Annotated in this window: 24 protein-coding genes; 9 read left to right on the plus strand and 15 right to left on the minus strand. The window is 61.5% G+C overall.

The window, feature by feature from the left end:
- Positions 1-95: 95 nt before the first annotated feature.
- The 5 genes from ACIPIJ_RS21480 to colR all read right to left on the minus strand — a co-directional run bounded on the left by ACIPIJ_RS21480 (position 96) and on the right by colR (position 3,802).
- Entirely contained in the window at positions 96-326 is a 231-nt protein-coding gene (locus ACIPIJ_RS21480; RefSeq protein ID WP_401080302.1) for a hypothetical protein, read from the minus strand.
- Complete coding sequence (locus ACIPIJ_RS21485; RefSeq protein ID WP_401080304.1) at positions 323-1,024, minus strand: lipopolysaccharide kinase InaA family protein; 702 nt, start codon at positions 1,022-1,024, stop codon at positions 323-325. The genes ACIPIJ_RS21480 and ACIPIJ_RS21485 overlap by 4 nt, the downstream gene beginning before the upstream one ends.
- 6 nt (positions 1,025-1,030) lie before the next feature.
- Positions 1,031-1,711 (minus strand): class I SAM-dependent methyltransferase, encoded by a 681-nt coding sequence (locus tag ACIPIJ_RS21490; RefSeq protein ID WP_401080306.1) that lies wholly within the window; start codon positions 1,709-1,711, stop codon positions 1,031-1,033.
- 107 nt (positions 1,712-1,818) lie between these two features.
- Positions 1,819-3,129 carry a sensor histidine kinase gene (locus tag ACIPIJ_RS21495; RefSeq protein WP_401080308.1) on the minus strand — a complete coding sequence of 437 codons (1,311 nt, stop codon included), beginning with the start codon at positions 3,127-3,129 and terminating at the stop codon, positions 1,819-1,821.
- Positions 3,119-3,802, minus strand: a complete 684-nt coding sequence (colR, locus tag ACIPIJ_RS21500) for a two-component system response regulator ColR (RefSeq protein WP_003255215.1) — start codon at positions 3,800-3,802, stop codon at positions 3,119-3,121. Before colR ends, ACIPIJ_RS21495 begins: the two co-directional genes overlap by 11 nt.
- Positions 3,803-3,983: 181 nt before the next feature.
- On the opposite strand from colR, the gene ACIPIJ_RS21505 reads away from it, so the two are divergent.
- Positions 3,984-4,712, plus strand: a complete 729-nt coding sequence (locus tag ACIPIJ_RS21505) for a phosphatase PAP2 family protein (RefSeq protein WP_401080310.1) — start codon at positions 3,984-3,986, stop codon at positions 4,710-4,712.
- 76 nt (positions 4,713-4,788) lie between these two features.
- On the opposite strand, the gene groL is transcribed toward ACIPIJ_RS21505, so the two are convergent.
- The 5 genes from groL to ACIPIJ_RS21530 form a co-directional block, all read right to left on the minus strand.
- Complete coding sequence (gene groL, locus ACIPIJ_RS21510) at positions 4,789-6,432, minus strand: chaperonin GroEL (RefSeq protein ID WP_401080312.1); 1,644 nt, start codon at positions 6,430-6,432, stop codon at positions 4,789-4,791.
- A gap of 48 nt (positions 6,433-6,480) precedes the next feature.
- The gene (locus ACIPIJ_RS21515) at positions 6,481-6,774 is read right to left on the minus strand and encodes a co-chaperone GroES (protein WP_009395550.1); all 294 of its coding nucleotides are present in this window, start codon (positions 6,772-6,774) and stop codon (positions 6,481-6,483) included.
- A 242-nt stretch (positions 6,775-7,016) separates the two neighbouring features.
- Positions 7,017-7,478 (minus strand): FxsA family protein, encoded by a 462-nt coding sequence (locus ACIPIJ_RS21520; RefSeq protein WP_401080314.1) that lies wholly within the window; start codon positions 7,476-7,478, stop codon positions 7,017-7,019.
- Between the two features lie 66 nt (positions 7,479-7,544).
- The gene (locus ACIPIJ_RS21525) at positions 7,545-8,276 is read right to left on the minus strand and encodes a HugZ family protein (RefSeq protein ID WP_401080316.1); all 732 of its coding nucleotides are present in this window, start codon (positions 8,274-8,276) and stop codon (positions 7,545-7,547) included.
- 73 nt (positions 8,277-8,349) lie between these two features.
- A complete protein-coding gene (locus ACIPIJ_RS21530) occupies positions 8,350-9,360 on the minus strand; it encodes a DUF481 domain-containing protein (RefSeq protein ID WP_401080317.1) in 1,011 nt (336 codons plus the stop codon).
- Between the two features lie 151 nt (positions 9,361-9,511).
- Here ACIPIJ_RS21530 and ACIPIJ_RS21535 point away from each other — a divergent pair, with 151 nt between their 5' ends.
- Together ACIPIJ_RS21535 and ACIPIJ_RS21540 are read left to right on the plus strand one after the other, a co-directional pair.
- Positions 9,512-9,865, plus strand: coding sequence for an MGMT family protein (locus ACIPIJ_RS21535; RefSeq protein ID WP_401080319.1), 354 nt, complete (start codon positions 9,512-9,514; stop codon positions 9,863-9,865).
- 43 nt (positions 9,866-9,908) lie between these two features.
- Positions 9,909-11,456, plus strand: coding sequence for an AmpG family muropeptide MFS transporter (locus ACIPIJ_RS21540; RefSeq protein ID WP_401080321.1), 1,548 nt, complete (start codon positions 9,909-9,911; stop codon positions 11,454-11,456).
- A gap of 133 nt (positions 11,457-11,589) precedes the next feature.
- On the opposite strand, the gene ACIPIJ_RS21545 is transcribed toward ACIPIJ_RS21540, so the two are convergent.
- From ACIPIJ_RS21545 to ACIPIJ_RS21555, 3 genes are all read right to left on the minus strand, one after another.
- Positions 11,590-12,834, minus strand: a complete 1,245-nt coding sequence (locus tag ACIPIJ_RS21545) for an MFS transporter (RefSeq protein ID WP_401080323.1) — start codon at positions 12,832-12,834, stop codon at positions 11,590-11,592.
- Positions 12,835-12,957: 123 nt separating this feature from the next.
- Positions 12,958-13,800, minus strand: a complete 843-nt coding sequence (locus ACIPIJ_RS21550; RefSeq protein WP_401080325.1) for a mechanosensitive ion channel family protein — start codon at positions 13,798-13,800, stop codon at positions 12,958-12,960.
- A 114-nt stretch (positions 13,801-13,914) separates the two neighbouring features.
- Positions 13,915-14,400: a YajQ family cyclic di-GMP-binding protein gene (locus ACIPIJ_RS21555; RefSeq protein WP_401080327.1), complete on the minus strand. Its 486-nt coding sequence runs from the start codon at positions 14,398-14,400 to the stop codon at positions 13,915-13,917.
- A gap of 102 nt (positions 14,401-14,502) precedes the next feature.
- Between ACIPIJ_RS21555 and ACIPIJ_RS21560 the strand changes: the two genes are divergently transcribed.
- From ACIPIJ_RS21560 to ACIPIJ_RS21585, 6 genes are all read left to right on the plus strand, one after another.
- Positions 14,503-15,420 carry a putative 2-dehydropantoate 2-reductase gene (locus tag ACIPIJ_RS21560; RefSeq protein ID WP_401080329.1) on the plus strand — a complete coding sequence of 306 codons (918 nt, stop codon included), beginning with the start codon at positions 14,503-14,505 and terminating at the stop codon, positions 15,418-15,420.
- 36 nt (positions 15,421-15,456) lie between these two features.
- Positions 15,457-17,487: an ATP-binding protein gene (locus ACIPIJ_RS21565; protein ID WP_401080331.1), complete on the plus strand. Its 2,031-nt coding sequence runs from the start codon at positions 15,457-15,459 to the stop codon at positions 17,485-17,487.
- A gap of 1 nt (position 17,488) precedes the next feature.
- Positions 17,489-18,055: a cob(I)yrinic acid a,c-diamide adenosyltransferase gene (locus ACIPIJ_RS21570; protein ID WP_401080333.1), complete on the plus strand. Its 567-nt coding sequence runs from the start codon at positions 17,489-17,491 to the stop codon at positions 18,053-18,055.
- A gap of 204 nt (positions 18,056-18,259) precedes the next feature.
- Positions 18,260-19,129, plus strand: a complete 870-nt coding sequence (locus ACIPIJ_RS21575; RefSeq protein ID WP_401080335.1) for a T6SS effector BTH_I2691 family protein — start codon at positions 18,260-18,262, stop codon at positions 19,127-19,129.
- The gene (locus tag ACIPIJ_RS21580; protein WP_401080337.1) at positions 19,068-21,029 is read left to right on the plus strand and encodes a hypothetical protein; all 1,962 of its coding nucleotides are present in this window, start codon (positions 19,068-19,070) and stop codon (positions 21,027-21,029) included. Before ACIPIJ_RS21575 ends, ACIPIJ_RS21580 begins: the two co-directional genes overlap by 62 nt.
- Positions 21,026-21,871 (plus strand): hypothetical protein, encoded by an 846-nt coding sequence (locus ACIPIJ_RS21585; protein ID WP_401080339.1) that lies wholly within the window; start codon positions 21,026-21,028, stop codon positions 21,869-21,871. Before ACIPIJ_RS21580 ends, ACIPIJ_RS21585 begins: the two co-directional genes overlap by 4 nt.
- Before the next feature lie 57 nt (positions 21,872-21,928).
- Here the strand turns inward: ACIPIJ_RS21585 and ACIPIJ_RS21590 are convergent, their stop codons facing one another.
- Together ACIPIJ_RS21590 and ACIPIJ_RS21595 are read right to left on the minus strand one after the other, a co-directional pair.
- On the minus strand, positions 21,929-22,873 hold the full coding sequence (locus ACIPIJ_RS21590; protein ID WP_401080340.1) for a Nudix family hydrolase: 945 nt from the start codon (positions 22,871-22,873) through the stop codon (positions 21,929-21,931).
- The gene (locus tag ACIPIJ_RS21595; RefSeq protein WP_401080342.1) at positions 22,870-23,502 is read right to left on the minus strand and encodes a glutathione S-transferase family protein; all 633 of its coding nucleotides are present in this window, start codon (positions 23,500-23,502) and stop codon (positions 22,870-22,872) included. Before ACIPIJ_RS21595 ends, ACIPIJ_RS21590 begins: the two co-directional genes overlap by 4 nt.
- Between the last annotated feature and the right edge of the window lie 65 nt (positions 23,503-23,567).

Genomic DNA, 23,567 nt, shown 5'->3' on the forward strand with positions numbered 1-23,567 from the left:
TCCGGCCTCATCGCGGGGCAAGCCAGGGGCCGGTTAGGCCAACACCAGAAAAGCAAAGGCCCCGCAATAGCGGGGCCTCACTGGCTCGAGCAGGGTCAGCCAAACGGCCGAAGCCCCTGTCGCAACCCGAACAGGAACAGCAACAGGTCCTGGTCCGGCTGGGCCTTGACCTGCTGTTGCTTCAATTCCCGCGGTAACGCGCATTGCTCTGCCTGTTCAGCCTTGCTGAACACCTCTGGCCGCGGCTCTTCCCAAGCAGCAACCGCTACCGTGGTCACCGCCAGCCCAGCTATCAGAAACAAAGCTCGAGCGATTTCTAATTTCATTGCTCTAACCCTTTGACAGCGCTGCCAAACGCCATCTTGTAAAAATAGAGCAGTGATTGCCATTCTGCGTCATTGAGCGACGAATGGCGGCGCAGCTGGCGCAGGTCGTTACCGGCCGCACGCTGGCAACTGATGCGGCGGCGGCATTTCTCGAGATCCAGCAGCGCAACTTCGACGCGGGCCTGCTCACCCTCGCCGATCACTTTGATGAAGACGTGCTTGCCGTACAGGCAGCCATGTTGCCAATGGCCCAGATGCATGCGCGCCAAGTTGTCGGCCAGGTCCTTGAGCATGCGTTCGTGGACCACCTGTGGGTAATGCTCACGGGCACCTTCGGCGTGCCAGGTGTCGAGTTCGACGAAGCCATCCAGCGCCTCGCTGACCAGCAGCGCACGCCATTGGTGGTCGGCATCACGCTCGGCGCCGCAAAAGACAATACGCGGTACCCGCACCCCCAGTTGCTCGAAACTGTTCAGGGCGTCGAGTTCACGCAGCACCGTCGGCCTACCGAACGGATGCAACAGGCTGCGATAGATATGGCCTACCTGGCGCTTGGCATACAGCAATTTGCCATTGGCGTCGTTGAGACGTTGCACGCCACTTTCGCCGCCGCGCCGCTGGTTGGGTTCCTCGACCCATTCGCCTTGCTGGCGCCAGTAATAATCGAAGCGTGATTCCCCGCTCTGGGCTACAGCCATCAAACACTACCCCTTACGCAATACATAGACCCGCCACATGGCATAGAACGGCAGGAAGTCGAGGCGCTCCTGGATTCTGAAGCCGGCGGCCTGAAATTCTTCTTCAACTGTGTCTGCAGGTAACACGAAACGGTTCTGGTAGCTGTCCTGATCGGCCTTGGCCCGCCGCCGTTGCTCGAGCTTCTGGCGTCGCCAGGCCTTGAAGTTACCGTCCACCCACAATGACAGGATTACACTGTCACGGCTAACCCTTTGAAATTCTGAAAGAATCGTCTTTCGGTGGGCAGCCTCGCCGATGTGGTGAAACAGCCGCATGCAAAAAATACTGTCGACCGAATTATCGGGCAAATCGATGGCGAACGCTGAAGTTTGCAAAGGGCGTACCCGCGCCACCACTTCTGGCGGTTGTGCCGCACAGGCTGTCTCGATCATCGCCTCGGAATTGTCAGCACCAATGATCACGCGGTTGGGTTTTTCTGCCAGCAGCGGCCAGAAGCGGCCCGCGCCGCACGGCAGGTCCAGTACCAAGCCCGGTTCGCCGGCCAGCGCCAGGGCACGGCGGGCCAATTGCTCGTCGCGCTTGTGGGACAGGCGACGCGCCAGGCCGTCCTGATGCTTGAGGAAGTACTCACGCGCATGTTGCTGGTCGTACTTCTCGGAAAATTCGAGTTTGATCGGGCTACGCATCGGGCATCTCCTGGCTCCAGTGCGCTTACCTTAGGTAACGCAGCGTAGGAAACAGGTCATGCCGATGTGAAAAAAGTGTTATCACCAAAGCAAGATGTATCAGCACATTACTCGCAAAGCTGGGAAGGGTCAGTCTTTTCCGCACCTTGGCTCAAGTCCACCTGGAAACGACAGCCATGCGGTGCAGTGGAGGTCAGCGTCACGCGCCAACCTTGGTCATCACAGATCCGCTGCACCAGCGACAGGCCAAGGCCCAACCCTTCGCCTCGCCGCTCGTCGCCGCGCACGAAGGGTTTGAACATCGCTTCGCGCTGTTCTTCCGGAATGCCCACGCCACTGTCTTCGACGCTGAAGCCATTGGCTTCGAGGCTCAGGCGGATGTAGCCGCTGTCGGTGTAGTGCGCAGCGTTTCGCAACAGGTTGCCCATGACTGACTGCAGGAAAGTGGCGTTGTACAACAACGGCCCGGCACTGACACGGCCATCGAAATACAGCGTCAACCCCTTCTGCTCGATGGTGTCGCGCCACACGCCGATCAGGTCGTCGGCCACCTCGCGCAACGTCGCCTGGGATGCCACGGCGCCCTGGTCACGCTGGGCACGGGCGAGCATCAGGAAGGTCTTGACCAGCTCGCGCATTTCTTCGGTGGCGCGGGCGATCCGCTCCACCTGGCTGCGTGAGCGGGTATCGAGGTTGGGGTTTTCGATCAACAACTCGCAGGAGGTGGCCAGCACCATCAGCGGCGTGCGCAATTCGTGGCTGACATCACTGGTGAACAGGCGCTCGCGTGTCAGCGCATCACGCAGGCGGCCGAGCGTATCGTCGAATGCCACCGCCAACTGGCCGACTTCATCGGCCGCGTAATCCGGCGCCAAGGGCGGTGCCAGGCCAAGCAACTGGTCACGATGGCGGACCTGCCGCGCCAGGCGAATCACCGGCGCCATTACCCGCCGAGCCAACAACCAGCCGAGGAACACCGCCAGCACCAAGCTGAGCACGAAGCCCACCACCACCACAGCGAACAGCACCCGCTCACGCTCTTCGAAATCGCTCTGGTCCTGCAGCAGCACGTAACGCCGGCCGTCCACGATCTCGACCATCGCATGGTAGGACAGCTGATCGCGGAACACCTCGTGGAAGCCTTCATTGAGGTGGCGCAAGTCTTTGGGCAGCTCGAAGTCATCCCGCCCGCCGCTGAAGTAGAACAGCTGGTCGGGCCGCGGCCGGTGGCTCCAGTCGCTGACACTGTCCATGCGCAGCAGGCGTTGCAGGTCCCCCCCCAGCACCGAGGAAATCAGACGTTCCTCGACCAGGTGCACCGTGGCGACGATACCAAAGGCGAAGGCCCCTGCCACCAGCGCGCTCATCAGCGCAAACGCAATGATGATGCGCTGCGCCAGGCTTTGCTTAAACTCCATCGCGGCCCTCGGCGAGGCGATAGCCGACGCCATGGACGGTATGCAGCAGCGGTTTTTCGAACGGTTTGTCGATCACCTGGCGCAACTGATGCACATGGCTGCGCAGGCTGTCGCTGTCGGGGCAGTCATCGCCCCACAGGGCCTCTTCCAGCACCTCGCGGCGTAACACGTGGGGGCTTTTCTGCATCAGCACGGCGAGCAGCTTGAGGCCGACCGGGTTGAGCTTGAGCAGGCGGCCCTGGCGGGTCACTTCGAGGGTATCCAGGTCGTAGCTCAGGTCGGCGACCTGCAAGGTACGGCGCCCGCCACCCTGGGCACGGCGCAGCACGGCTTCGATGCGCGCGGCCAGCTCCGACAGGGCGAACGGTTTGAGCAGGTAATCATCGGCGCCGGAACGGAAGCCCTGCAGGCGGTCATCCAGCTGGTCACGGGCGGTCAGCATGATCACCGGAGTATCGCGGCGGGCATCCTCGCGCAGGCGCTTGCACAGGGTGTAACCGTCGATCCCGGGCAACATGATATCGAGCACGATCAGGTCGTAATGCTCAGTGGCGGCCAGGTGCAGGCCCGACAGGCCATCCTGGGCGCAGTCGACGGTGTAGCCCTTCATGCCTAGGTAATCGGCAAGGTTGGCAAGGATATCGCGGTTGTCTTCAACCAAAAGAATGCGCATCGGGTTCTCCTGTGCGGCGCTTCGCGGTGGTGCGCGGCAGGCGCAGCTTAAGGCCATCGCCGGGTCTGCACCAGCCCTGCGATACATTGAGCGAAGTTGACGGATTTTTCACTCATCCTTCACGGACACAGCATAGCGCTGGCAGGACAATGCCCGGTCTTTTCCGCCCCCTGGAGCTGCCATGCAACAACGCATTCGTCCTCGTCCGATCAATTACTGGCTGTACCTTGGCATTCCACTGGCCACTGCAGCGGCCTTGATCGTGCTTGAGCTGACCTCGGTCGACATGGACGTGGCCAACCTGTTTTTCGACCCCGCAGCCGGCGAATTCATTGGCCGCCACAGCTATCTGCTGGAGAACATCCTGCATGATCGGGTCAAGCAAGGCGTGATCCTGCTGGGCCTGATGGCGCTGCTCGCGTTTGCCCTGAGCTTCGTCTGGCAGCGGCTGTTCGGCTGGCGCCGAGAGCTCGGCTGCCTGGTACTGGCGCTGGGCCTGTCCACAGCCTTTGTCACACCGTTGAAAAAGGTCACGCAGGTGCAGTGCCCCTGGAGCCTGAGCCAGTTTGGTGGCAAGGAGACCTACAGCAAATTGCTGGAGCCACGCCCGGCAACCGACAAGCCTGGGCTGTGCTGGCCGGGCGGCCATGCGGCGACCGGCTTCTGCCTGTTCGGCTTGTTTTTCATGCTGCGTGACCGGCGCCCACGCCTGGCCCGGGTGGCATTCGCGGTAGCCTTGGTGGCCGGTTCGGTGTTGTCGCTGGGCAGGATGATGCAGGGCGCGCACTTCCTGTCGCACAACGTGTGGACGGCAGTGTTCTGCTGGCTGATCGGGCTGGGTTCGTATTACCTGATCCTGTACCGACGAGGGACCGCAGAGGTGCCCGCCGCTGAACGCAACATGGCCTGAAACCCTCGCCAACACCGACCCATAAAAAAGCCCCGCACTAGGCGGGGCTTTTTCTTGCTACAGGGGTAAGGCTGGCTTACATCATGCCGCCCATGCCACCCATGCCGCCCATGTCTGGCATGCCGCCGCCAGCTGGAGCCTCGCTCGGTGCATCAGCAATCATGGCTTCGGTGGTGATCATCAGACCGCCGATCGAAGCAGCTGCTTGCAGAGCCGAACGGGTGACCTTGGCTGGGTCGAGGATACCCATCTCGATCATGTCGCCGTATTCGCCGGTAGCAGCGTTGTAGCCGAAGTTGCCCGAACCCTGCTTGACCTTGTCGGCCACAACGCTTGGCTCGTCGCCGGCGTTGGCAGTGATCTGGCGCAGCGGTGCTTCAACAGCACGACGCAGCAGGGCGATACCGACGTTCTGGTCTTCGTTGTCGCCTTTGAGGTCAACGATGGCGTTCAGGGCGCGCACCAGGGCAACACCACCGCCAGGCACCACGCCTTCTTCAACGGCTGCACGGGTAGCGTGCAGGGCGTCTTCAACGCGGGCTTTCTTCTCTTTCATTTCAACTTCGGTGCCAGCACCGACCTTGATCACGGCAACACCGCCAGCCAGTTTGGCCAGACGCTCTTGCAGCTTCTCACGGTCGTAGTCCGAAGTGGTGTCTTCGATCTGGGCACGGATCTGCTTGACGCGCGCCTGGATGTCATCTTCAACGCCAGCGCCGTCGATGATGGTGGTGTTTTCCTTGGACAGGATGACGCGCTTGGCGTTACCCAGGTGCTCCAGGGTAGCGGTTTCCAGGGACAGGCCGATTTCTTCGGAGATGACCTGGCCGCCGGTCAGGACAGCGATGTCCTGCAGCATGGCTTTGCGGCGATCGCCGAAGCCTGGTGCCTTGACCGCAGCAACCTTGACGATACCGCGCATGTTGTTGACTACCAGGGTAGCCAGCGCTTCGCCTTCGACGTCTTCGGCAACGATCAGCAGTGGGCGGCCGGCCTTGGCAACGGCTTCCAGGACTGGCAGCAGCTCACGGATGTTGGAGATCTTCTTGTCAACCAGCAGCAGCAGCGGGCCTTCCAGCTCGGCAACCATGGTGTCCGGCTTGTTGACGAAGTACGGCGACAGGTAGCCACGGTCGAACTGCATGCCTTCAACAACAGACAGTTCGTTGTCCAGGCCCGAGCCTTCTTCAACGGTGATCACGCCTTCTTTACCGACTTTTTCCATGGCTTCGGCAATGATGTTGCCGATGGAATCGTCAGAGTTGGCGGAAATGGTGCCTACCTGGGCGATGGCCTTGGAGTCGGCGCATGGCTTGGACAGGTTTTTCAGCTCGGCGACGACGGCAGCGGTGGCCTTGTCGATACCGCGCTTCAGGTCCATCGGGTTCATGCCGGCAGCGACGGCTTTCAGGCCTTCGTTGACGATGGCTTGAGCCAGAACGGTAGCAGTGGTGGTGCCGTCACCGGCAGCGTCGTTGGCCTTGGAAGCGACTTCCTTGACCAGCTGGGCGCCCATGTTTTCGAAGGCGTCTTTCAGCTCGATTTCTTTGGCGACGGAAACGCCGTCCTTGGTGATGGTCGGCGCGCCGAAGCTCTTGGCCAGGACCACGTTGCGGCCTTTCGGGCCCAGGGTCGCTTTTACCGCGTCAGCCAGAACGTTGACACCAACCAGCATTTTCTTACGGGCGGAATCGCCGAATTTTACGTCTTTAGCAGCCATGATCGTTTAATCCTTGGAATTCTTTGGAGTAACGGGAAGTCGGGGAAATCAGCCTTCGACAACGGCGAGGATTTCGTTCTCGCTCATCACCAGCAGGTCTTCGCCATCGACTTTCACGGTGTTGCTGCCCGAGTAAGGGCCGAAGACCACTTTGTCACCCACTTTCACGGCCAGCGCACGCACTTCGCCGTTGTCCAGGATGCGACCGGTGCCGACGGCAACAACTTCGCCGCGGTTTGGTTTTTCAGCGGCCGAACCCGGCAGGACGATACCGCCAGCGGTTTTCGATTCTTCTTCGCTGCGACGGATGACTACGCGGTCATGCAGAGGACGAAGCTTCATTGTCGATCTCTCCCAAATTGTGGTTTTCATCGGCCGGTATCGACACCGGCGGGGTTGATGCGGTCCGGCATTGCCGGGGGTGGCCCGCGACGGGCGAACCACCTGTGTAATGTCTGGCGTTGCCACCAGAAACCTTGCGGTGACCACATACATGAGGCCGACATAATCAATTACAAGGCTTGGTAGGGAAAAATTTTCAGGGCCATGAAAAGCTTGGGGCCGCAAAGCGGCCCCAAAGGTGATTACTTGTCGCGGCGCTCGTACTCGCCTTCGATCACATTGGGCCGCTGGCCGCTGTCACGCGGTTGGGCCTGGAAGGGGTCGTCCTGAAATGCCCGTTGGCGCATGGCCTGGGCCTCGGCACGCTGACGCATCTTGCGCGCGGCCAGGTGGCGGGTGAACGGCAGCAGGCACAACAGGCCGAGCACGTCGCTGATGAAGCCCGGCAGCAGCAGCAGGCCGCCACCGACCGCCAGCATCAGGCCCTGGAACATGTCCTCAGCGGGCAGTTCGCCACGCTGCAGGCTCTCACGGGCACGCAGTGCGGTGGCCAGGCCGGCCACGCGCATCACCAGCACACCCAGTGCGGAACCGGCGATGATCAACAGCAACGCCGGAAAGAAACCAATGGCTGCGCTGACTTTGACGAAAACGAACAACTCCAGCACAGGGAACAGCAGAAACAGCAGTAGAAAAGCACGCATCAAGGATTCCTCGACGGAAGACAATCTTCCCTTAACACCATCACATGGATGCGTGCGCCCGGTTTTTCAAGCTTCGACTTCCGTCGCAGCCGGCCATTGGTCGGCGCGCGCCAGCAAAACCAGGGCTTCGCGAACTTGTGTCGGCGTATTGCAGGTAACCGGGAACGGCAGCCAAAAGATGCCCTGGCCAATGCGCAGGTGCATGCCTTCGCTGTCGATGCCGACCAACTGCGCCGCTGCGCTGCGCGGCAGCTCGGTCAACTCGACATAGTGGGCAATGGCGTTGGCATGGTCGCTGTTCATGTGCTCGATCATGCTGGCCTCGGCCTTGCCCGCGAACGGGTTGGCCAGGGTCACCTGGTCGAGCCAGTGGATCGCACCGAAGCCGCCGATGTAGCGGTGGCGTACCGGCTGCAGCACCCAGAAGTCGAAATCGTGCGCCTTGTGATAGTTGGCGGCATCGGGGAAATAGCGGTAGTAGCGCTCGGCAGCTGCCTCGATGGTGCTTTCGTCGACCAGCTTATGGGCCTCGGCCATCACCGTCAGGCGGCCAACGGCCTGCACGTCCTCGGCTTCACGTTCGCCCACCAGCAGGGAGCACTTCGGGTCCTTCTGCAGGTTGTGGGTGTGCTGGGCGATGCGGCTGATGAGGATCAGCGGGTTGCCCTCGGCATCCAGGCAATACGGCACCACCGACCCGAAGGGGAAGCCAGGCATGGATTTGGAATGGGTCGAGAGCACGCCGCGGTATTCTTTGAGCAGCAGTTCCCGGGCGGGGCGAATGGCGTTGGTACTCACTGGCGCGCTCCTGGCGGCGGACTGGATGGGTGACAAGATAAGCATTATCACCCGCCAGTGCCACTGGGGCCGTTTACCAGGTCACGCCGAAACCGGCGGTGTAACGCGTCTTGTCCAGGTCACTCTCACGCGTGCCGGTGATGATGTCCTTCTCTGCCTTGAGGTTGAGCGAGGCCCATTCGGTGACCTTGTAGCGCAGCCCCACTTCGGCATCCAACGAGTAGTCGGCGACGCCACCCAGCGGCTTGGCGAACTCGCCGTTGGTGAACAGCTGGACGTTCTTGCCGATCAGGTAGCGGGTGTAGTCCCACTTCACCGCAGCCGAGTAGAAGTTGTCCTTGCCACCGTCCTGATACTCGAAGTCAGTACGGTTGATCAGCGAACCAAGCGAGAACGCGCCCAGTTCGTCATCCCAGAACTGGTAACCCGGGCCGGTACCCACGGTGCGCTGACGCGCCAGGTCCTCGACGTGATCGCGCTTGTACTCCATACGCCCCTGCCAGAACCACTTCTCGGTGATGAAGCGGTCGAGTGCGTACTCAGCGCTCCAGTTGTTGGCCGTGGTGACGTCGTCCTTGGTTTCGCGGTTGTATTCGCCCTCGGCGTTGTGCCGCCAACGGCCATGGCGGGCCGTGGTCTTGAAGCCGACGTCATAGTCGTCGGTATCGTTCTCGGCACGCTTGTAGTCCAGGGCTGCGTCGACATTGCCTTTCCACACCAGGTCCTCGACCACGGGCTTGGGCTTCATGATCTGCTCGATGCTGGCCAGTTCGACGGTCTTCGGCGCCTCGCCATTGGCCAGGGTCACCTTGCCAGGCTCGGCCGCTTTCAGCGACTTGGCCCGCTCGCCGTTATAGGCATCTTGCTTGACCAGCAGTTCCTGATCGCTTTCGAGTGTCTGGACCTGCTTCCAGTCGAGCGAGATGGAACCCCCATACGGGGTCTCCAGCAGCAGCTTGCCGCCGTCGAAGACGCGGATCTTGCCGCTCAGTCGGTCCCCGTTTTTCATCCACACGGTGTCGGCGAACGCGGGAGCAGCGCACAGGGAAGCGGTCAACAGGCACAACAACGATCTAGAATGCATAAGCGGACTACGGGTTCGATTAGCGAAAAAGCCGGGCATTATCCAGATACCGACAACCAGAGCAAGGACAGACCGACCAGCATGCCGTTGAGTTCAACTCTCATTTGCCGTGACCACTGGTCCGGTTTCACTTCAGGCCAGGGCTGCCGCGATGTCTGAGGCCTATGAGCACGCGCTGGATTCACCAGAGGCCCGACGAACGGCACTGTATTCGGTGCTTGGCCAAGTACCTGAGGGCAAGGTGGTCAGCTATGGTCAACTCGCCGAACTGGCAGGGCTTGGCCGGGCAGCGCGCTGGGTTGGCCGCACCCTCGGGCAGTTGCCTGCGCACACACGGCTGCCGTGGCATCGGGTACTCGGTGCCGGCGGGCGTCTGAGCCTGGCATTGGGTACGCCCTCGGGCGATGAACAACGGGCACGGTTGCGTGCGGAAGGCGTGAATGTAACCAATAATCGTGTGGATATGACGCGCCATGGCTGGCGCCCGATGGAGCACAGCGGTTAGAGTGCGCGTTTTGTTTTCGCAAACTTGAGGCAGATGTTGGCCCATGCCCCGTAAAACCTGGCGCGCTGCGCTTGCTGCCTATGCCAGCCCGTCAACCCTGGTGCTTTTGCTGCTCGGCTTTGCGGCCGGTCTGCCCTACATGCTGGTGTTCTCGACCCTTTCGGTATGGCTGCGCGAAGCTGGCGTGGCGCGCGAGACCATTGGCTACGCCAGCCTGATCGGCCTGGCCTACGCCTTCAAATGGGTGTGGTCACCGCTGCTCGACCAATGGCGCCTGCCCCTGCTCGGCGGCCTTGGGCGTCGGCGTTCGTGGCTGTTGCTGTCACAGGCGCTGGTGGTGATCGGCCTGGTCGGCATGAGCCTGTGCGACCCGCAGCAACACCTGTCGTGGCTGATCGCCCTGGCGGTGCTGGTGGCGTTCGCTTCGGCCACCCAGGACATCGCCGTCGATGCCTATCGCCTGGAAATCGCCGACGACCAGCGCCAGGCTGCCCTCGCCGCCAGCTACATGGCCGGTTACCGGGTCGCGGCCCTGCTTGCCACTGCCGGTGCGCTGTTCTTTGCCGAATGGTTCGGCTCCACGGGCTACAGCTACCTGCACAAGGCCTGGGCTGGCACCTATGTGCTGTTCGGCGTGATGATGCTGCCGGCGCTGTTCACCACCCTGGTGATGCGTGAGCCGCCAGTGCCGTTGCGCACTCAACTGTCGGCGGCGCGTTACGGCCTGGTCCACCAGTTGGCTTCGGTGTTCGTGCTGATCATCCTGCTGGTGTCGGTACCGGCAAGCTTCACCCAACTGTTCAACACCGACTGGGCCAGTGTCATCTTCGGCGATGCCACCCCGCTCGACCTGCTGCTCGAAGACCGCGCCTTCCTGCGCCTGATCCTCTACGCATCGCTGACCTGGGCGTGCCTGTCGGGCCTGGGGCGCCGCGGCCTGGCGCCGGTGCTGACGCCGATCAACGACTTCATCACCCGCTACCGCTGGCAAGCCTTGCTGCTGCTCGGGCTGATCGCCACCTATCGCATGTCGGACACGGTGATGGGCGTGATGGCCAACGTGTTCTATATCGACATGGGCTTTACCAAGGACCAGATCGCCAGCGTGAGCAAGGTCTTCGGCCTGATCATGACCCTGGTCGGCGCGGGTGCGGGGGGGTTGCTGATCGTACGGTTCGGCATCCTGCCGATCCTGTTCATTGGCGGTGCGGCCTCGGCGGCGACCAATATCCTGTTCCTGATGCTGGCCGACATGGGCCCGAACCTGGAAATGCTGGTGGTGACCATTTCGCTGGACAACTTCAGTTCAGGCCTGGCCACCTCGGCGTTCGTCGCCTACCTGTCGAGCCTGACCAACCTGAAGTTCTCGGCCACGCAATACGCCCTGCTCAGCTCGATCATGCTGCTGCTGCCGCGCCTGATCGGTGGCTATTCGGGGGTGATGGTGGAGAAGTTCGGCTACCACGACTTCTTCCTGATTACCGCGCTGCTGGGTGTGCCAACGCTGATCCTGATTGCGCTGCACTGGCGGCAGGAAGCGGGCCGAGGCAAACAGGCGCCCGTGGAGCATTCGGCGGCCGAGCGGCCCTGAGAAATTTCCGCAACCTGTAACGGCCCTTTCGCGGGGCAAGCCCGCTCCCACAGATGATCACCACGCTTGAACGAGGTGGTGGGCCTGTGGGGGCGGGCGTGCCCCGCGAAGAGGCCAGTACAGGCGCTGAAGATTACTGCACGACAGCCCCTTCATCAGGCCTGCCACCCACCACGAACCACAACGGCCAGAGCGCCAGCGCCCCCGCCACACCCGCCGCCAATGCGAAGTGCATCAGGCTCGCTCCCGCCCCGATCATCGCCATCACCGCACCGCCCAACCCCAGCAAGGCAATGGTGATCATCCCCAGCATCGCCGATACCAAGCCCTTGCTCTGCTCGCTGGAGAACAGCGTCATGCGGTACAGCACCGCGTTGGCCACGCCCAGGCCCAGTGCATACAACGACATGCCGGCCACTACACTGGTCACCGTCGGCCAGTACCAGGTTGCCAGCATCATCAGGCTCAAACCGGCCAGGTAGGGCCACAGCGCACCCCGCACTAGCGCCGGCAAGGGGTAGCGGTCAGCGATGCGGTTGATGATCAGGTTGCCGAGGATCAGCCCGCCGAACACCGGAAGCTGCCACAGCGCGTATTCCATCGTGCTCAGCCCCTCGTCATGGATGAGCAAGACCGGCGACAGGCCGATCCAGCCAATCAGCGGCAGCCCTACCAGGCCCAGTGCGGCGCTGCCGGCGACGAAGCGTCGATTGGCCAGTAACTGGCCATAGCCTGCGAGCAACGGCAGCAGGTGGATCGGCGTGAACGCCAGGCGCGAGCCGTCACGACGCTCCACGCCAAGGGTCTCTGGCATCAGGCGGTACAACAGCCCCCACACCAGCACGGCGCCAATCGCGAACGCCACGAACAGCCAGCGCCAGTCCAGCCACTGCAGCATCAGGGTGCCCACCAGCGGGCCTAGCAGCGGCGAAAGCAAGGCGATATTGGCCAGCAAGGCCATCATCCGCACGGCATCGGCCTCGCTGAATGCCTCGTTCAGGGCCGGGTAGCTGACCGTCACCACGAAGCCCAGGCCGATACCCTGAAGCAGGCGCAGCAGGTTGAACAGGCCGATGTCCTGCACCCAGTAGGTCGCCAGGCAGGCCACACCGAAGCACGCGCAACCGACCAGCAGCAGCGGGCGGCGACCATAACGGTCGGCCAGCGGGCCGATCAGCCATTGCAGCACTACTCCACCGAGCAGGTACAGGTTGAGGGCGTGGGGGATGAATTCGGGGCTGGCGTTCAGGTGATCGACGACCACAGGCATGGCCGGCATGACAGCGTCGCTGGCCAGGTAGGTCAGCAGCTCGAACAGGGCCAGGGTCAGGCCGAACAACAGGGCTCTGAGGGGGGTGATGTACAGCAGTGGCTTCATGATGAGTTTCGGGTAGAGGCAGGAGGGGTCAGGCTATATGCCAGAAATGGCGGTGTTTGGCTGTGAACAAGTGTAATGGGCAAAAAAAAGGGCCGCGAATGCGGCCCCGGATTCAACCCGACTTTACTGCGCTGCCGTTTCCTGCACCACGCGAATCACCCGCTGCGGGAATGGGATGTCGATACCTTCAGCCTTTAACCGGTCACGCGCCTGTTCATTGAGCATGAACATCACGTCCCAATAGTCGGCGGTCTTGGTCCAGATGCGCAGCGATACGGTGATCGAGCTGTCACCCAGGGTGGAGATCACCGCCTGCGGCGCAGGCTCTGCCAGTACCCGAGGGTCCTGCGCCAGCTCCAGCAATACGTTGCGCGCCTTCTGCAGGTCGGCGTCATAGTCCACACCCACATCGAACACCACCTTGCGCGTCGGCTGGCGGTTGGTGTTGGTGATGATGCCGTTGGACAGGCTGCCGTTGGGCATGATCACCGTCTTGTTGTCACCGGTGCGCAGCACGGTGTGGAAGATCTGGATGCTGTCGACGGTACCGCTGACGCCCTGCGCTTCGATCCAGTCGCCAATGCGGAACGGGCGGAACATCAGGATCAGCACGCCACCGGCGAAGTTCGCGAGGCTACCCTGCAAGGCCAGGCCGATGGCCAGGCCGGCGGCACCGATGGCGGCGACGAAGGACGTGGTCTCGATGCCGATCATCGACGCCACGCTGACCAGCAGCAGCACCTTCAGCACGATGTTGGCCAGGGTACTGATGAAGCCCTGCAGTGCCAAGTCGGCGTTGCGCAGGCCCACCAGCTTGCCCAGGCGCGCGCTGACCCGATTGACGACCCACCAGCCGACCGCCAGGGTCAGCAGTGCCAGCAGCACACGGCTGCCGTACTCCATGATCAAGGGGATCCAGGTCTGCGATTGGCGGACCAGCTGATCGACTTCAGCGTTCAAATCCATGTTCATCTCCTGATGCCGAACGGCATGTACTCGGTAACACTGGCCGCCAGTATTTCAGCGGCCACGGACCCCATGGACATCATTACGCCATAAGGGTTCCTGGCAACGCCCGGATCAGTCGCGGAAGTTGTTGAACTGCAGCGGCATGTCGAATTCCTTGGCGCGCAGGGCAGCAATGGCCTCCTGCAGGTCGTCACGTTTCTTGCCGGTGACACGCACCTGCTCGCCCTGGATGGCGGCCTGGACCTTGAGCTTGGCGTCCTTGATGTGGGCGACGATCTTCTTCGCCAGCTCCTTGTCGATGCCTTCGCGGAACTTGGCTTCCTGCTTCATCTCCTTGCCCGAAGGGTAGGCGTCTTTGGTTTCCAGGCATTTGACGTCGATCTTGCGCTTGACCAGCGCCAGGCGCAGGATCTCGATCATCGCCTCGAGCTGGAACTCGGCCTCGGCGGTCAGCAGCACGGTCTGTTCCTTGTCCTTGAACTCGAAGCTGCCCTTGCCCTTCAGGTCGTAACGGCGGTCGAGCTCCTTGATGGCGTTTTCGACGGCGTTCTGCACTTCGTGCTTGTCCAGTTCCGATACCACGTCGAACGAAGGCATGGTTGTTCTCCATAAAATAAAAGCGCGCTCAGTCTGAAGATGGAGCGCGTCGGGGTTAGAAGGTTAAAATGCGGGCTCATTATAACGGGTTGCGAAACGCAGATGAGCAGCACCTGGCATATTCTCGGCGCCGGTAGCCTCGGCAGCCTTTGGGCCTGCCGCCTGGCACGTGCGGGCAAGGCCGTGCGCCTGATCCTGCGCGATCGGCAGCGCTTGCAGGCCTATCAGCACGCCGGTGGGCTGACGCTGGTCGAACAGGACCAGCCGACGCATTACGCGATTCCCGCTGAAACCGCCGAGTGCAGCGGGCCAGTGCACCGCTTGCTGGTCGCCTGCAAGGCCTACGACGCCGCGCCCGCGATCGCCCGCCTGGCCCCACGCCTGGCCGACGGTGCCGAAATCGTGCTGTTGCAGAACGGCCTCGGCAGCCAGGACGAAGTCGCCGATCAGGCGCCGCGTGCCCGCTGCATCTTCGCCTCCAGCACCGAGGGCGCGTTCCGCGAGGACGACTGGCGGGTGCGCTTTGCCGGTCACGGCTTCAACTGGCTGGGCGACCCGGCCAACCCAAGCCTACCGGACTGGTTCGACGACCTGCACGAGGCCGGTATTCCGGCCGAGTGGACCGTGGACATCCTCACCCGCCTCTGGCGCAAACTGGCACTCAATTGCGCGATCAACCCGCTGACCGTGCTGCACGACTGCCACAACGGCGGCCTGCTGGCGCACCTGAGCGAAGTCGACGGTTTGAGTAACGAACTGAGTGAGTTGTTGCAGCGCTGCGGCCAACCCAAGGCAGCCGATGACCTGAGCGAGGAAGTACAACGGGTGATCCTCGCCACCTCGGCCAACTACTCTTCCATGTACCAGGACGTGCGTGCGGGCCGGCGCACCGAGGTGCACTACCTGCTCGGCCACGCCTGCCGCGCCGCGGCACGCCACGGCATGGCGCTGCCACAGCTGGAACGCCTGCACCAGCGCCTGGTCGATAACCTGCGTAAACGCGGCTTGCCCTGCGCCTGACGCGCCCCTCAACCGAATACGGACATAGCCTTGCCCATGACCCTGCGCCAACGCCTGGAAAACCTCCCGGTCGGGCAAAAGCTCCTGGCAGCCCTGCTGGTCCTGCTGGTGACCATCCTGCTGGTGGCCAACTTGACGTTCATCAGCGCCGCCTACTGGATCACCCAGGAAAGCATGGCACCGCAGGCGTTGCAGACCATCGGCCGGCTGGTCGCCAACCCGCAACTGGCGGCCCGTGCCGGTGATAATCAGGACACCGCCAGAGCGCTGCTCAAGGAACTCGACAGCTACACCCCGCTACGCGCCGCCGCGGTCTACGGTGGCGATGGCCGCCTGCTGGCGCAGTTGCAGCATGGCGAGCCGCTGGCCCTGCCCAAGCGCTACCGCAACATCGACGGCTGGCGCCTGATGGAGTTTCGCAGCACCCAGCTGATCCGCATCCCCCGCGATGCCAGCCCGCCGGCGCACCTGCTGCTGGTGGCCAGCAGCGAACTGCCCACCGCGTTCTACACCGGCACGCTCAGTGCCAGCCTGGCGATCCTGGTGTTCAGCATCCTGCTGTGGCTGGTGATCGCCCGGCAGATCAAGCGCCTGATCACCCAGCCGATCAACCAGCTCGAAGAACTCAGCCGCCAAGTCACTCGCGAAGAAAGCTATGCCCTGCGCGCCAAACGCGGCAACGACGATGAAATCGGCAGCCTGGCCAACGCCTTCAACACCATGCTCTCGCGCATCGAGGCGCGCGAACAGCAGCTCAAACGCACCCGCGACGAGTTCCAGGATGCCTACGACCAGGCCCAAGGCCTGGCCGAAGAAACCCGGCATACCAACCGCAAGCTGGAGCTGGAAGTCCAGGTGCGCAGCAAGATCGAGAAAAAGCTCACCGGCTTTCAGAACTACCTCAACAGCATCATCGACTCCATGCCCTCGGCGCTGATTGCCCTCGACGAGCAGCTTTACGTGACCCAGTGGAACCACGAAGCCACGGTGCTCTCCGGCACGCCGCTGGACGAAGCGCTGAACCAGCCGATCTTCATCGCCTTCGAGCCACTCAAGCCGTTCCTGCCGCAGCTCAAGGAGACGGTGGAAAAACACCGCGTGGCGAAAATCGAACGGGTCACCTGGCCCAAGGACGACGACCAGCGCCACTACGCCCTGACCTTCTATCCGCTGATGGGCGGTGGCGGCCGTGGCGTGGTCATCCGCATCGACGACATCACCCAGCGCCTGTCGCTGGAAGAGATGATGGTGCAGTCGGAGAAGATGCTTTCGGTCGGTGGCCTGGCGGCGGGCATGGCCCACGAAATCAACAACCCTCTGGGGGCGATCCTGCACAACGTGCAGAACATCCGCCGGCGCCTGTCGCCCGAGCTACCGCGCAACCAGGAGCAGGCCCACGAGCTGGGCATCGACCTGCCCGTGGTCAACCGCTACCTGGAAAGCCGCGAAGTGCCGCAACTGCTCGATGGCATTCAGCAGGCTGGCGCCCGGGCAGCCAAGATCGTCACCCACATGCTCAGCTTCAGCCGCCGCAGCAACCGCCAGCTGGCGCCCTGCGACCTGCCGGCACTGATCGACCAGGCCGTGGAAATCGCCGGCAACGACTTCGACCTGGCCATCGGTTTCGACTTCAAGGGCCAGGCCATCGTCCGCCAGTTCGACCCCAACCTCGGCCCGGTGCCTTGCACCGCCAACGAGCTGGAGCAAGTGCTGCTGAACCTGCTTAAAAACGCTGCTCAGGCCATCCACCAGCGGCCGCAACCCAGCGAGCCTGGGCGCATCACCCTGCGCACCCGGCTCAGCCCGCCATGGGCGGAAATCCAGGTCGAAGACAATGGCGTCGGCATGCCCGAAGCCGTGCGCAAGCGCACCTTCGAGCCGTTCTTCACCACCAAGGAAATCGGCCAGGGCACCGGCCTTGGGCTGTCGGTTTCGTACTTCATCATCACCAACAACCACAAGGGGCAGATGGAAGTGCAGTCCACGCCCGGCCAGGGCACCTGCTTCACCCTGCGCCTGCCCCTCGGCCAGCCGGCAACCACGGCGCCGACTCACACGGAGACCTGACATGGGCTATCGCCTGTCGAAAATCTACACCCGCACCGGCGACAAGGGCGAGACCGGCCTGGGTGACGGGCGCCGAGTGCCCAAGGACCATCCCCGGATCGAAGCGATTGGCGAGGTGGATAGCCTCAACAGCCAGCTTGGGCTACTGCTGGCTGGCCTGGCCGAGCAGGGACTGGATGAGGTGAGTGAGGTGCTCGCGCCTTGCCAGCATCGCTTGTTCGACCTGGGCGGCGAGCTGGCGATGCCGAGCTATCAGGCGTTGAACCAGGCCGAAGTAGCACGCCTGGAGGCTGCCATCGATGTGTGGAATGAGGAGCTGGGGCCACTGAAGAACTTCATCCTGCCCAGTGGCTCGGCGCTGATCGCCCAGGCGCATGTGTGCCGCAGCCTGGCGCGCAGCGCAGAGCGCAGGTGCCAGCAGCTGAATGCGGTGGAACCGTTGGAGGGGGTGGGGTTGGCGTATATCAATCGGCTGTCGGACCTGCTGTTTGTGGCGGCGCGGATTATCGGGCGGCGACAGGGGGTGGCCGAGGTGTTGTGGCAGGCCAGCACGAAGCCTGAAAACTAAAACAGATAGCGAAACTTCTTACGCTTTTTTAGGAATATCCTAGCAAGATCGATCGCCGCATCAACATTAAGCTTCTTGTCTCTATCAGAGTTACAGCCTGGAAAGAAGGTTGTAACGGGACAAGGAGCTTCCCCATGCGACAATCCTTCATCTTCCCGCCAATCCCCTCTCTCACCCGCCAGGGCATTCATCGAGGGGTGTCGCATGCCTGACAGCGCCTCTGTTTCCCGAGCTGTCTCCAGGCCTGCCTGTAGCGCTCGCATCCCTATTCTGCCGATTCGCTACGCCATAGTGCCCAAGGCGCCGGGAGCCCCCCACATTCGTTACGCAGATGCCGGCTTTGCCTTGGAGCAGGGCTTCGCCGCACTGCAGCACAGCGCCTACACCCTGCGCGCCCTGCGCGCAGGCTATGTCTATGTCTTCATGAAGGGCCCCTGCGGCGAAAAGCTGGTCATTCATGAATACAACGGTGCGGGCCGCTACAGAGAACTGCGATACCGCGGCCTTGAGGACTATCACCGACGGGATAGCTACACCACCGGCCCGTCCACGGGCTGGGTCTGGGCGGATACCTATCCTGATACCGCAGGCGAAGTCTGGATCGGCTACAGCGCCCACTTGTGGAGCAACGCGATGTGCGCACGCATCATGGCGTCGGCTGTATTACGCAAGCGCCACCTGCGTGCACTCGACATCCCGGAACTGATTGCCGGTGCCCCCTCCAACTCCAGCCAGGACCACGTGCTACCCGTCAGCGCACTGCGTGATTGGGTCGAGGACTTCAAACCTGACACCCTGCGGATGAGCCTGGAGTGGAGCAGCCATCCATGCCCGCACATGCTGAGCTTCGGCATGCTGGCCGGTATGGCACGTCACTATCCCCACACCCAGCCGAGGATACCCGCAGTTGTAGCGTTGCATGACGCCGAAGGCATCTCGATGGATCTAGGGCTATCGGCCAGTGCCTTTCAGCATGCACTACGTGATCCCTCAGCGCCCGACCCGAGTCGTCATGTCTTTGCTGGTCCGTCAGGCCAGGAGCCGGTGCCTACCTGCTATCGGCTGGATGTGTGACAGCGCACGTTACGAGGCTTTCATCGCCGAACGCGACGCACAGCAGCAAATATTGGCCGACTTGCAGACGCAGGCGTTGAGCGCCAGCGCGGACCATGACCTTTGGCTGGCCACTGCCGAAGGTGAGCATGTGGACGACCCCAAAACACTCGCGGCCGCGTTCGCCAGCTACGATCGTGACAACTACTCGAGTGCCATCGGGCTGGAAATGAGCCTGGCGCTGATGCTCGGCAGCATGAGCCAACCCGTCCCCAGCGCCGAAGATCGAGACCTGCGGTTCAAGCGCCTGGAGAAGTGGCTCGATCAACATGACAGCCCTTTGTACCTGGCGCTCGCCCCGTTCAACCCATTCCGGGACAGGGCTGATGCAGCCGGCACACTAATAGGTGCCACCGACAGCACCATCGAAGTCCTCGCCGGGCGCTTCCCGGCAATAGCCGACATTACCGATCTCACGGCACAGGCGGTGTACACGGTCGTACTCAAGCGGTTGAACGGGCAGACCCGCTGGGATGCCAGCCACTCGTTTCAGCAGCGGGTATTGGCGGCGGTACAGGAGGCCAACGCCGAGAAGGCGGTTGGCCTGTTGAGCACGCGCTACAAGATTACCGGCCAAGCCATACGGGAAAGCGGTGCTAGCAAGGCAGTGACTGAATTTATCGATGCCGGTATGGCGCAGATCGAAGAATCAAAGGCATTGCGCATCAGTGGTAGCCGCACAGTGACGCTGGAAATGACCACCACGCAGACCGTGAAACCCAAAGCGAAGGCGATACTTCGCTCGGTCGCAGGCGCAGGACTGAATGCCGGCATGCTCTGGCTGAACATAGTCAATTTGAAGGCTGCTTACGCGAACGTACAGAAAAGTTCGGCACCGGAATATACGACGGGGTTTGCATCTGCGATCTTTGGTGTCATTGGGTCGCTGACAGCGACACTTGTAACGACCCGAGCTGCTCAGAAATCAGTGATAGTAAAACTCAGCAGTTCGGCGCCAGGCATGGCGTTTGGCAATGGGCTGATTACGTTCGTGACCAGTAAAGCTTTTACCCGAATTTTTGGGTATCCAGCCATTATATCCGGGCTTGCCTCAGACCTTCTGAAAGCTTTACGGCAGTCCAAAAACGGTGACAGAACCGCTGGAATGGGTGGCGCAATTTCCGGCATAACAATTGCGATCGGCTCTGCAGTCGTTCTTGAAGCCAGCTTTTTATTTACCGGCGCAATAGCCTTGATCTCTCTCGCCGCATTGAAAGCAGTTACGATAGCTCTACTGGGCGTCTCAATCCTCACAGCCGGCTTGTATTTACAAGGGAAGATACATGAGCGCCTGCATAGCCCGCTGGAGCTCTGGGCCGCTCGAAGCACATTTGGAAACTTGCAAAACGACGGCGAAGAACGCCTAGGCATCCAGCTTGACCACATGAAAAAACTGCCCAGATTTCTCACTTTCATTGACGAACTGCAGAGTTGGTACGCAACCTACTACACCCCTCTCAGACTTACTCACGAACAAGCCCAAGCACTCGGCATTGATAATTTCAACAGCAAAATATTTACAGAGTTCGACTGGCCCCATCCTGACTGGGGCACAATAGTTCAGACGGGTGTTGAACACTCAGCTACTCGGGGTGAGATCACAGTATTTCTCCGAGGTTACTTGCTCGGACAGAGCACTTGGACGGCTAGTCTTAGCCATAGACATCCGCTTTCAAAAACGACTACTTGGTTAAAGGTCATACCAACTCTCGCCCTAACAGCCGAAGGCCTGCTAATCAACTTCAGCACTGCGCTGCCACCGGGAAGCTCTATAAACTTGTCTATCGACCACTTCCCAAACCAAGGAATTGCTGAGGATTTAAAATCCACCGCCACGCTTTCAGTGAGCCCACACGAATGAGCATCACATGGTTATTCCAAAGTCACAATAGACCTTCCATTTCGCCAAGCATCGGCGACCAACTTATAGAAATTAACTGCAACTACCTGTGTTTAAGAAACCCCTGGACACCGGACTCCATCTTAATGGGAAAAATGTATGCAGCGAGCACTGTATTTCTAGTGATATTCCAAGCGTGCTTATGGCATGACTCTGACATCTGGCAGCCCGAGACCTTTGACTTACCATTTGCAGCAGTATTAATAGCCGGCGCTTTTTTTGCCACACCCTTCCTATGGTATCGAATTTTTTTGATCAAAAAACTTTCACATTTTTATTTCGACCGCCACTCTAAAACCATTATCTACAAGCGAAACAAACACACACTGATATTCGACTGGAAAAAATGTGTAGGCGGATTTCTACAAAAAACTGAATTTACCGGCAACTCATTCATCATCGAGTACGGGCTAGCAGTAGCCGAGCGCCCCGAAAACGGAAGGATTGAACCCAAGAATGCAATATGGATCCCCACCAACGAACCCGCCGAATGCAACCCAATCTACGCACAAGAAGTCTGGGAATACATCTGCCAGTTCATGGACCACGGCCCCGACAAACTCCCCCCACCTAAAGAGCCGAACTGGTGGTTCATCCCCCTGTACACGGTCTGCCTAACACCCAAGCAGGCATGGAACCACTACGCGCCCTGGCGAACCGGCGAGCCGGGTGAGATGCAGGGTAAGAAAAACTGGATGCTTCCCTTCTGGCTGGTGCTGTTCCCTTACAACTTGTTCTTGGCGCTCAGCTGGTGGGCGACTTGCCGACTGTTCAACGTCAAGAGCCCACCGCCACCGATTTGAGAGCAAAAAAAAGCCTGACAACCACCCATCAGGTAGCTGTCAGGCCGGATAACAACCTCAGGCCTCAGGCCAAAATGCCCGAATCCCGGCAACGCCTTGCGCACCAGCTTCCCAGGCCCGCTCACGCTCGCTCGGCCCTACCCCACCCAGCAAGAACACCGGATGGCTGAAGCCTGCGATCAACCGCTGCGCCTCATCCCACCCCAGCGGCGCAGCCTCAGGGTGCGTCTGGGTCGCCTGCACCGGCGACAGGGTGACGAAGTCCACGCCCATCTGCTCGGCCAGTGCCAATTCCTCGGCATTGTGACAGGACGCTGCCAGCCAACGCTCTTTCGGGAACGGCCGGCCCTTGGCGGCGTACTTGCGCAACTGCGCTGCGGTCAGGTGCCAACCGGCGGACGGGAAGTCGCCCAGCCACTCCAGCGGCCCCTTGAGCATCAGCTGTGCCTTGCCCCCGCAAAGCCCTACCGCATCCACGGCCACATCGCGGTACTTGGGGTCGTACATGTCCGGCGCACGCAGCTGGATCAGCCGGATGCCGTTGGCGACTGCCCGCTGGATGCCTTTGAGCATGTCGGGTACTTCCAGGCCATCCGGGGTGATCAGGTATTGGTCGGGGAGGCGAGCAGCGGCGACGATCGGCTTGTTGGCCTCGGGGAATTCGTATTGCGCAAGGTCCCGTGGCGAGACCCAGGCCAGCGGCTGGCCTTCGGCGCCATGCGGTTCTCCCGTGAAGGCCTCGACTTCGCGGACGTCCAGCAACACCTGCTTGTCCGGGTAGTCGTGGCTGACCTTGATCAGCGCCCGCGAACGGGTCACTTCGATACCCAGCTCCTCGCGAAGCTCACGGGCCAGCGCCGCTTCGACGCTCTCGCCCGCTTCCACCTTGCCGCCTGGGAATTCCCACAGGCCGCCCTGGTGCTGGCTGTCGGCGCGCCGGGCAATGAGAATGCGGCCGTCGTTACCACGAATGACCGCTGCTGCTACATGAATCCGCTTCACCCTTCACGCTCCGCCAGGCCAGCTTGCTGCCAGGCCTTGAAGGCTGGCCACTGGTAAATGGTCTCGATGTAAGTTGCAGCCTCGGCTGGCACCTCCACGCGGTAGGTGCGCAGGCGCACGGCAATCGGGGCGAAGAAGGCGTCGGCCAGGCTCGGTTTACCGAACAGGAACGGCCCGCTGTCCTTGGCCACCAGGCGGCACTCGGACCACAGCGCAACGATACGGTCGATGTCCACCTGCACGTCCAGCGGGACGTTCTCCAGCGCTTGGTCACGTGACAGGTCGAACGGCATCGCATTACGCAGGGCGAAGAAGCCACTGTGCATCTGTGCGCAAGCCGAACGGGCCTGGGCACGGGCGGCCACGTCAGCAGGCCACAGCTGGGCCTCGGGGTGGCGTTCGTTGAGGTATTCGGCGATGGCCAAAGAGTCGGCGATCACACCGTGCTCGGTTTTGAGCAGCGGCACCTTGCCGGTGGCGGAAAATGCCAGAAGCCGCTGACGGGTGTCGGGCTGGTCAAGTTTGATCAGGGTTTCTTCGTAGGGTACACCGGCCAGTTCAAGGGCCAGGGCGCCGCGTAGCGACCAGGAAGAATACAGCTTGTCGCCGATGATCAGGTGATAGCTCATGGGTCGGCTCCATTGTTTGGAATTCTGGGGCTGCTGCGCAGCCCTTTCGCGACACAAGGCCGCGC

Origin of the sequence: Pseudomonas sp. NPDC087185 (genome assembly GCF_044744955.1) — a bacterium.
Classification (GTDB): Bacteria; Pseudomonadota; Gammaproteobacteria; order Pseudomonadales; family Pseudomonadaceae; genus Aquipseudomonas.

What these genes read in the sequence shown, in the direction of transcription:
- ACIPIJ_RS21480 (WP_401080302.1), bottom strand. Translation starts at nt 326, where the DNA reads ATGAAATTAGAAATCGCTCGAGCTTTGTTTCTGATAGCTGGGCTGGCG.
- ACIPIJ_RS21485 (WP_401080304.1), bottom strand. Translation starts at nt 1,024, where the DNA reads ATGGCTGTAGCCCAGAGCGGGGAATCACGCTTCGATTATTACTGGCGC.
- ACIPIJ_RS21490 (WP_401080306.1), bottom strand. Translation starts at nt 1,711, where the DNA reads ATGCGTAGCCCGATCAAACTCGAATTTTCCGAGAAGTACGACCAGCAA.
- ACIPIJ_RS21495 (WP_401080308.1), bottom strand. Translation starts at nt 3,129, where the DNA reads ATGGAGTTTAAGCAAAGCCTGGCGCAGCGCATCATCATTGCGTTTGCG.
- colR (WP_003255215.1), bottom strand. Translation starts at nt 3,802, where the DNA reads ATGCGCATTCTTTTGGTTGAAGACAACCGCGATATCCTTGCCAACCTT.
- ACIPIJ_RS21505 (WP_401080310.1), top strand. Translation starts at nt 3,984, where the DNA reads ATGCAACAACGCATTCGTCCTCGTCCGATCAATTACTGGCTGTACCTT.
- groL (WP_401080312.1), bottom strand. Translation starts at nt 6,432, where the DNA reads ATGGCTGCTAAAGACGTAAAATTCGGCGATTCCGCCCGTAAGAAAATG.
- ACIPIJ_RS21515 (WP_009395550.1), bottom strand. Translation starts at nt 6,774, where the DNA reads ATGAAGCTTCGTCCTCTGCATGACCGCGTAGTCATCCGTCGCAGCGAA.
- ACIPIJ_RS21520 (WP_401080314.1), bottom strand. Translation starts at nt 7,478, where the DNA reads ATGCGTGCTTTTCTACTGCTGTTTCTGCTGTTCCCTGTGCTGGAGTTG.
- ACIPIJ_RS21530 (WP_401080317.1), bottom strand. Translation starts at nt 9,360, where the DNA reads ATGCATTCTAGATCGTTGTTGTGCCTGTTGACCGCTTCCCTGTGCGCT.
- ACIPIJ_RS21535 (WP_401080319.1), top strand. Translation starts at nt 9,512, where the DNA reads ATGTCTGAGGCCTATGAGCACGCGCTGGATTCACCAGAGGCCCGACGA.
- ACIPIJ_RS21540 (WP_401080321.1), top strand. Translation starts at nt 9,909, where the DNA reads ATGCCCCGTAAAACCTGGCGCGCTGCGCTTGCTGCCTATGCCAGCCCG.
- ACIPIJ_RS21545 (WP_401080323.1), bottom strand. Translation starts at nt 12,834, where the DNA reads ATGAAGCCACTGCTGTACATCACCCCCCTCAGAGCCCTGTTGTTCGGC.
- ACIPIJ_RS21550 (WP_401080325.1), bottom strand. Translation starts at nt 13,800, where the DNA reads ATGGATTTGAACGCTGAAGTCGATCAGCTGGTCCGCCAATCGCAGACC.
- ACIPIJ_RS21555 (WP_401080327.1), bottom strand. Translation starts at nt 14,400, where the DNA reads ATGCCTTCGTTCGACGTGGTATCGGAACTGGACAAGCACGAAGTGCAG.
- ACIPIJ_RS21560 (WP_401080329.1), top strand. Translation starts at nt 14,503, where the DNA reads ATGAGCAGCACCTGGCATATTCTCGGCGCCGGTAGCCTCGGCAGCCTT.
- ACIPIJ_RS21565 (WP_401080331.1), top strand. Translation starts at nt 15,457, where the DNA reads ATGACCCTGCGCCAACGCCTGGAAAACCTCCCGGTCGGGCAAAAGCTC.
- ACIPIJ_RS21570 (WP_401080333.1), top strand. Translation starts at nt 17,489, where the DNA reads ATGGGCTATCGCCTGTCGAAAATCTACACCCGCACCGGCGACAAGGGC.
- ACIPIJ_RS21575 (WP_401080335.1), top strand. Translation starts at nt 18,260, where the DNA reads ATGCCTGACAGCGCCTCTGTTTCCCGAGCTGTCTCCAGGCCTGCCTGT.
- ACIPIJ_RS21580 (WP_401080337.1), top strand. Translation starts at nt 19,068, where the DNA reads ATGTCTTTGCTGGTCCGTCAGGCCAGGAGCCGGTGCCTACCTGCTATC.
- ACIPIJ_RS21585 (WP_401080339.1), top strand. Translation starts at nt 21,026, where the DNA reads ATGAGCATCACATGGTTATTCCAAAGTCACAATAGACCTTCCATTTCG.
- ACIPIJ_RS21595 (WP_401080342.1), bottom strand. Translation starts at nt 23,502, where the DNA reads ATGAGCTATCACCTGATCATCGGCGACAAGCTGTATTCTTCCTGGTCG.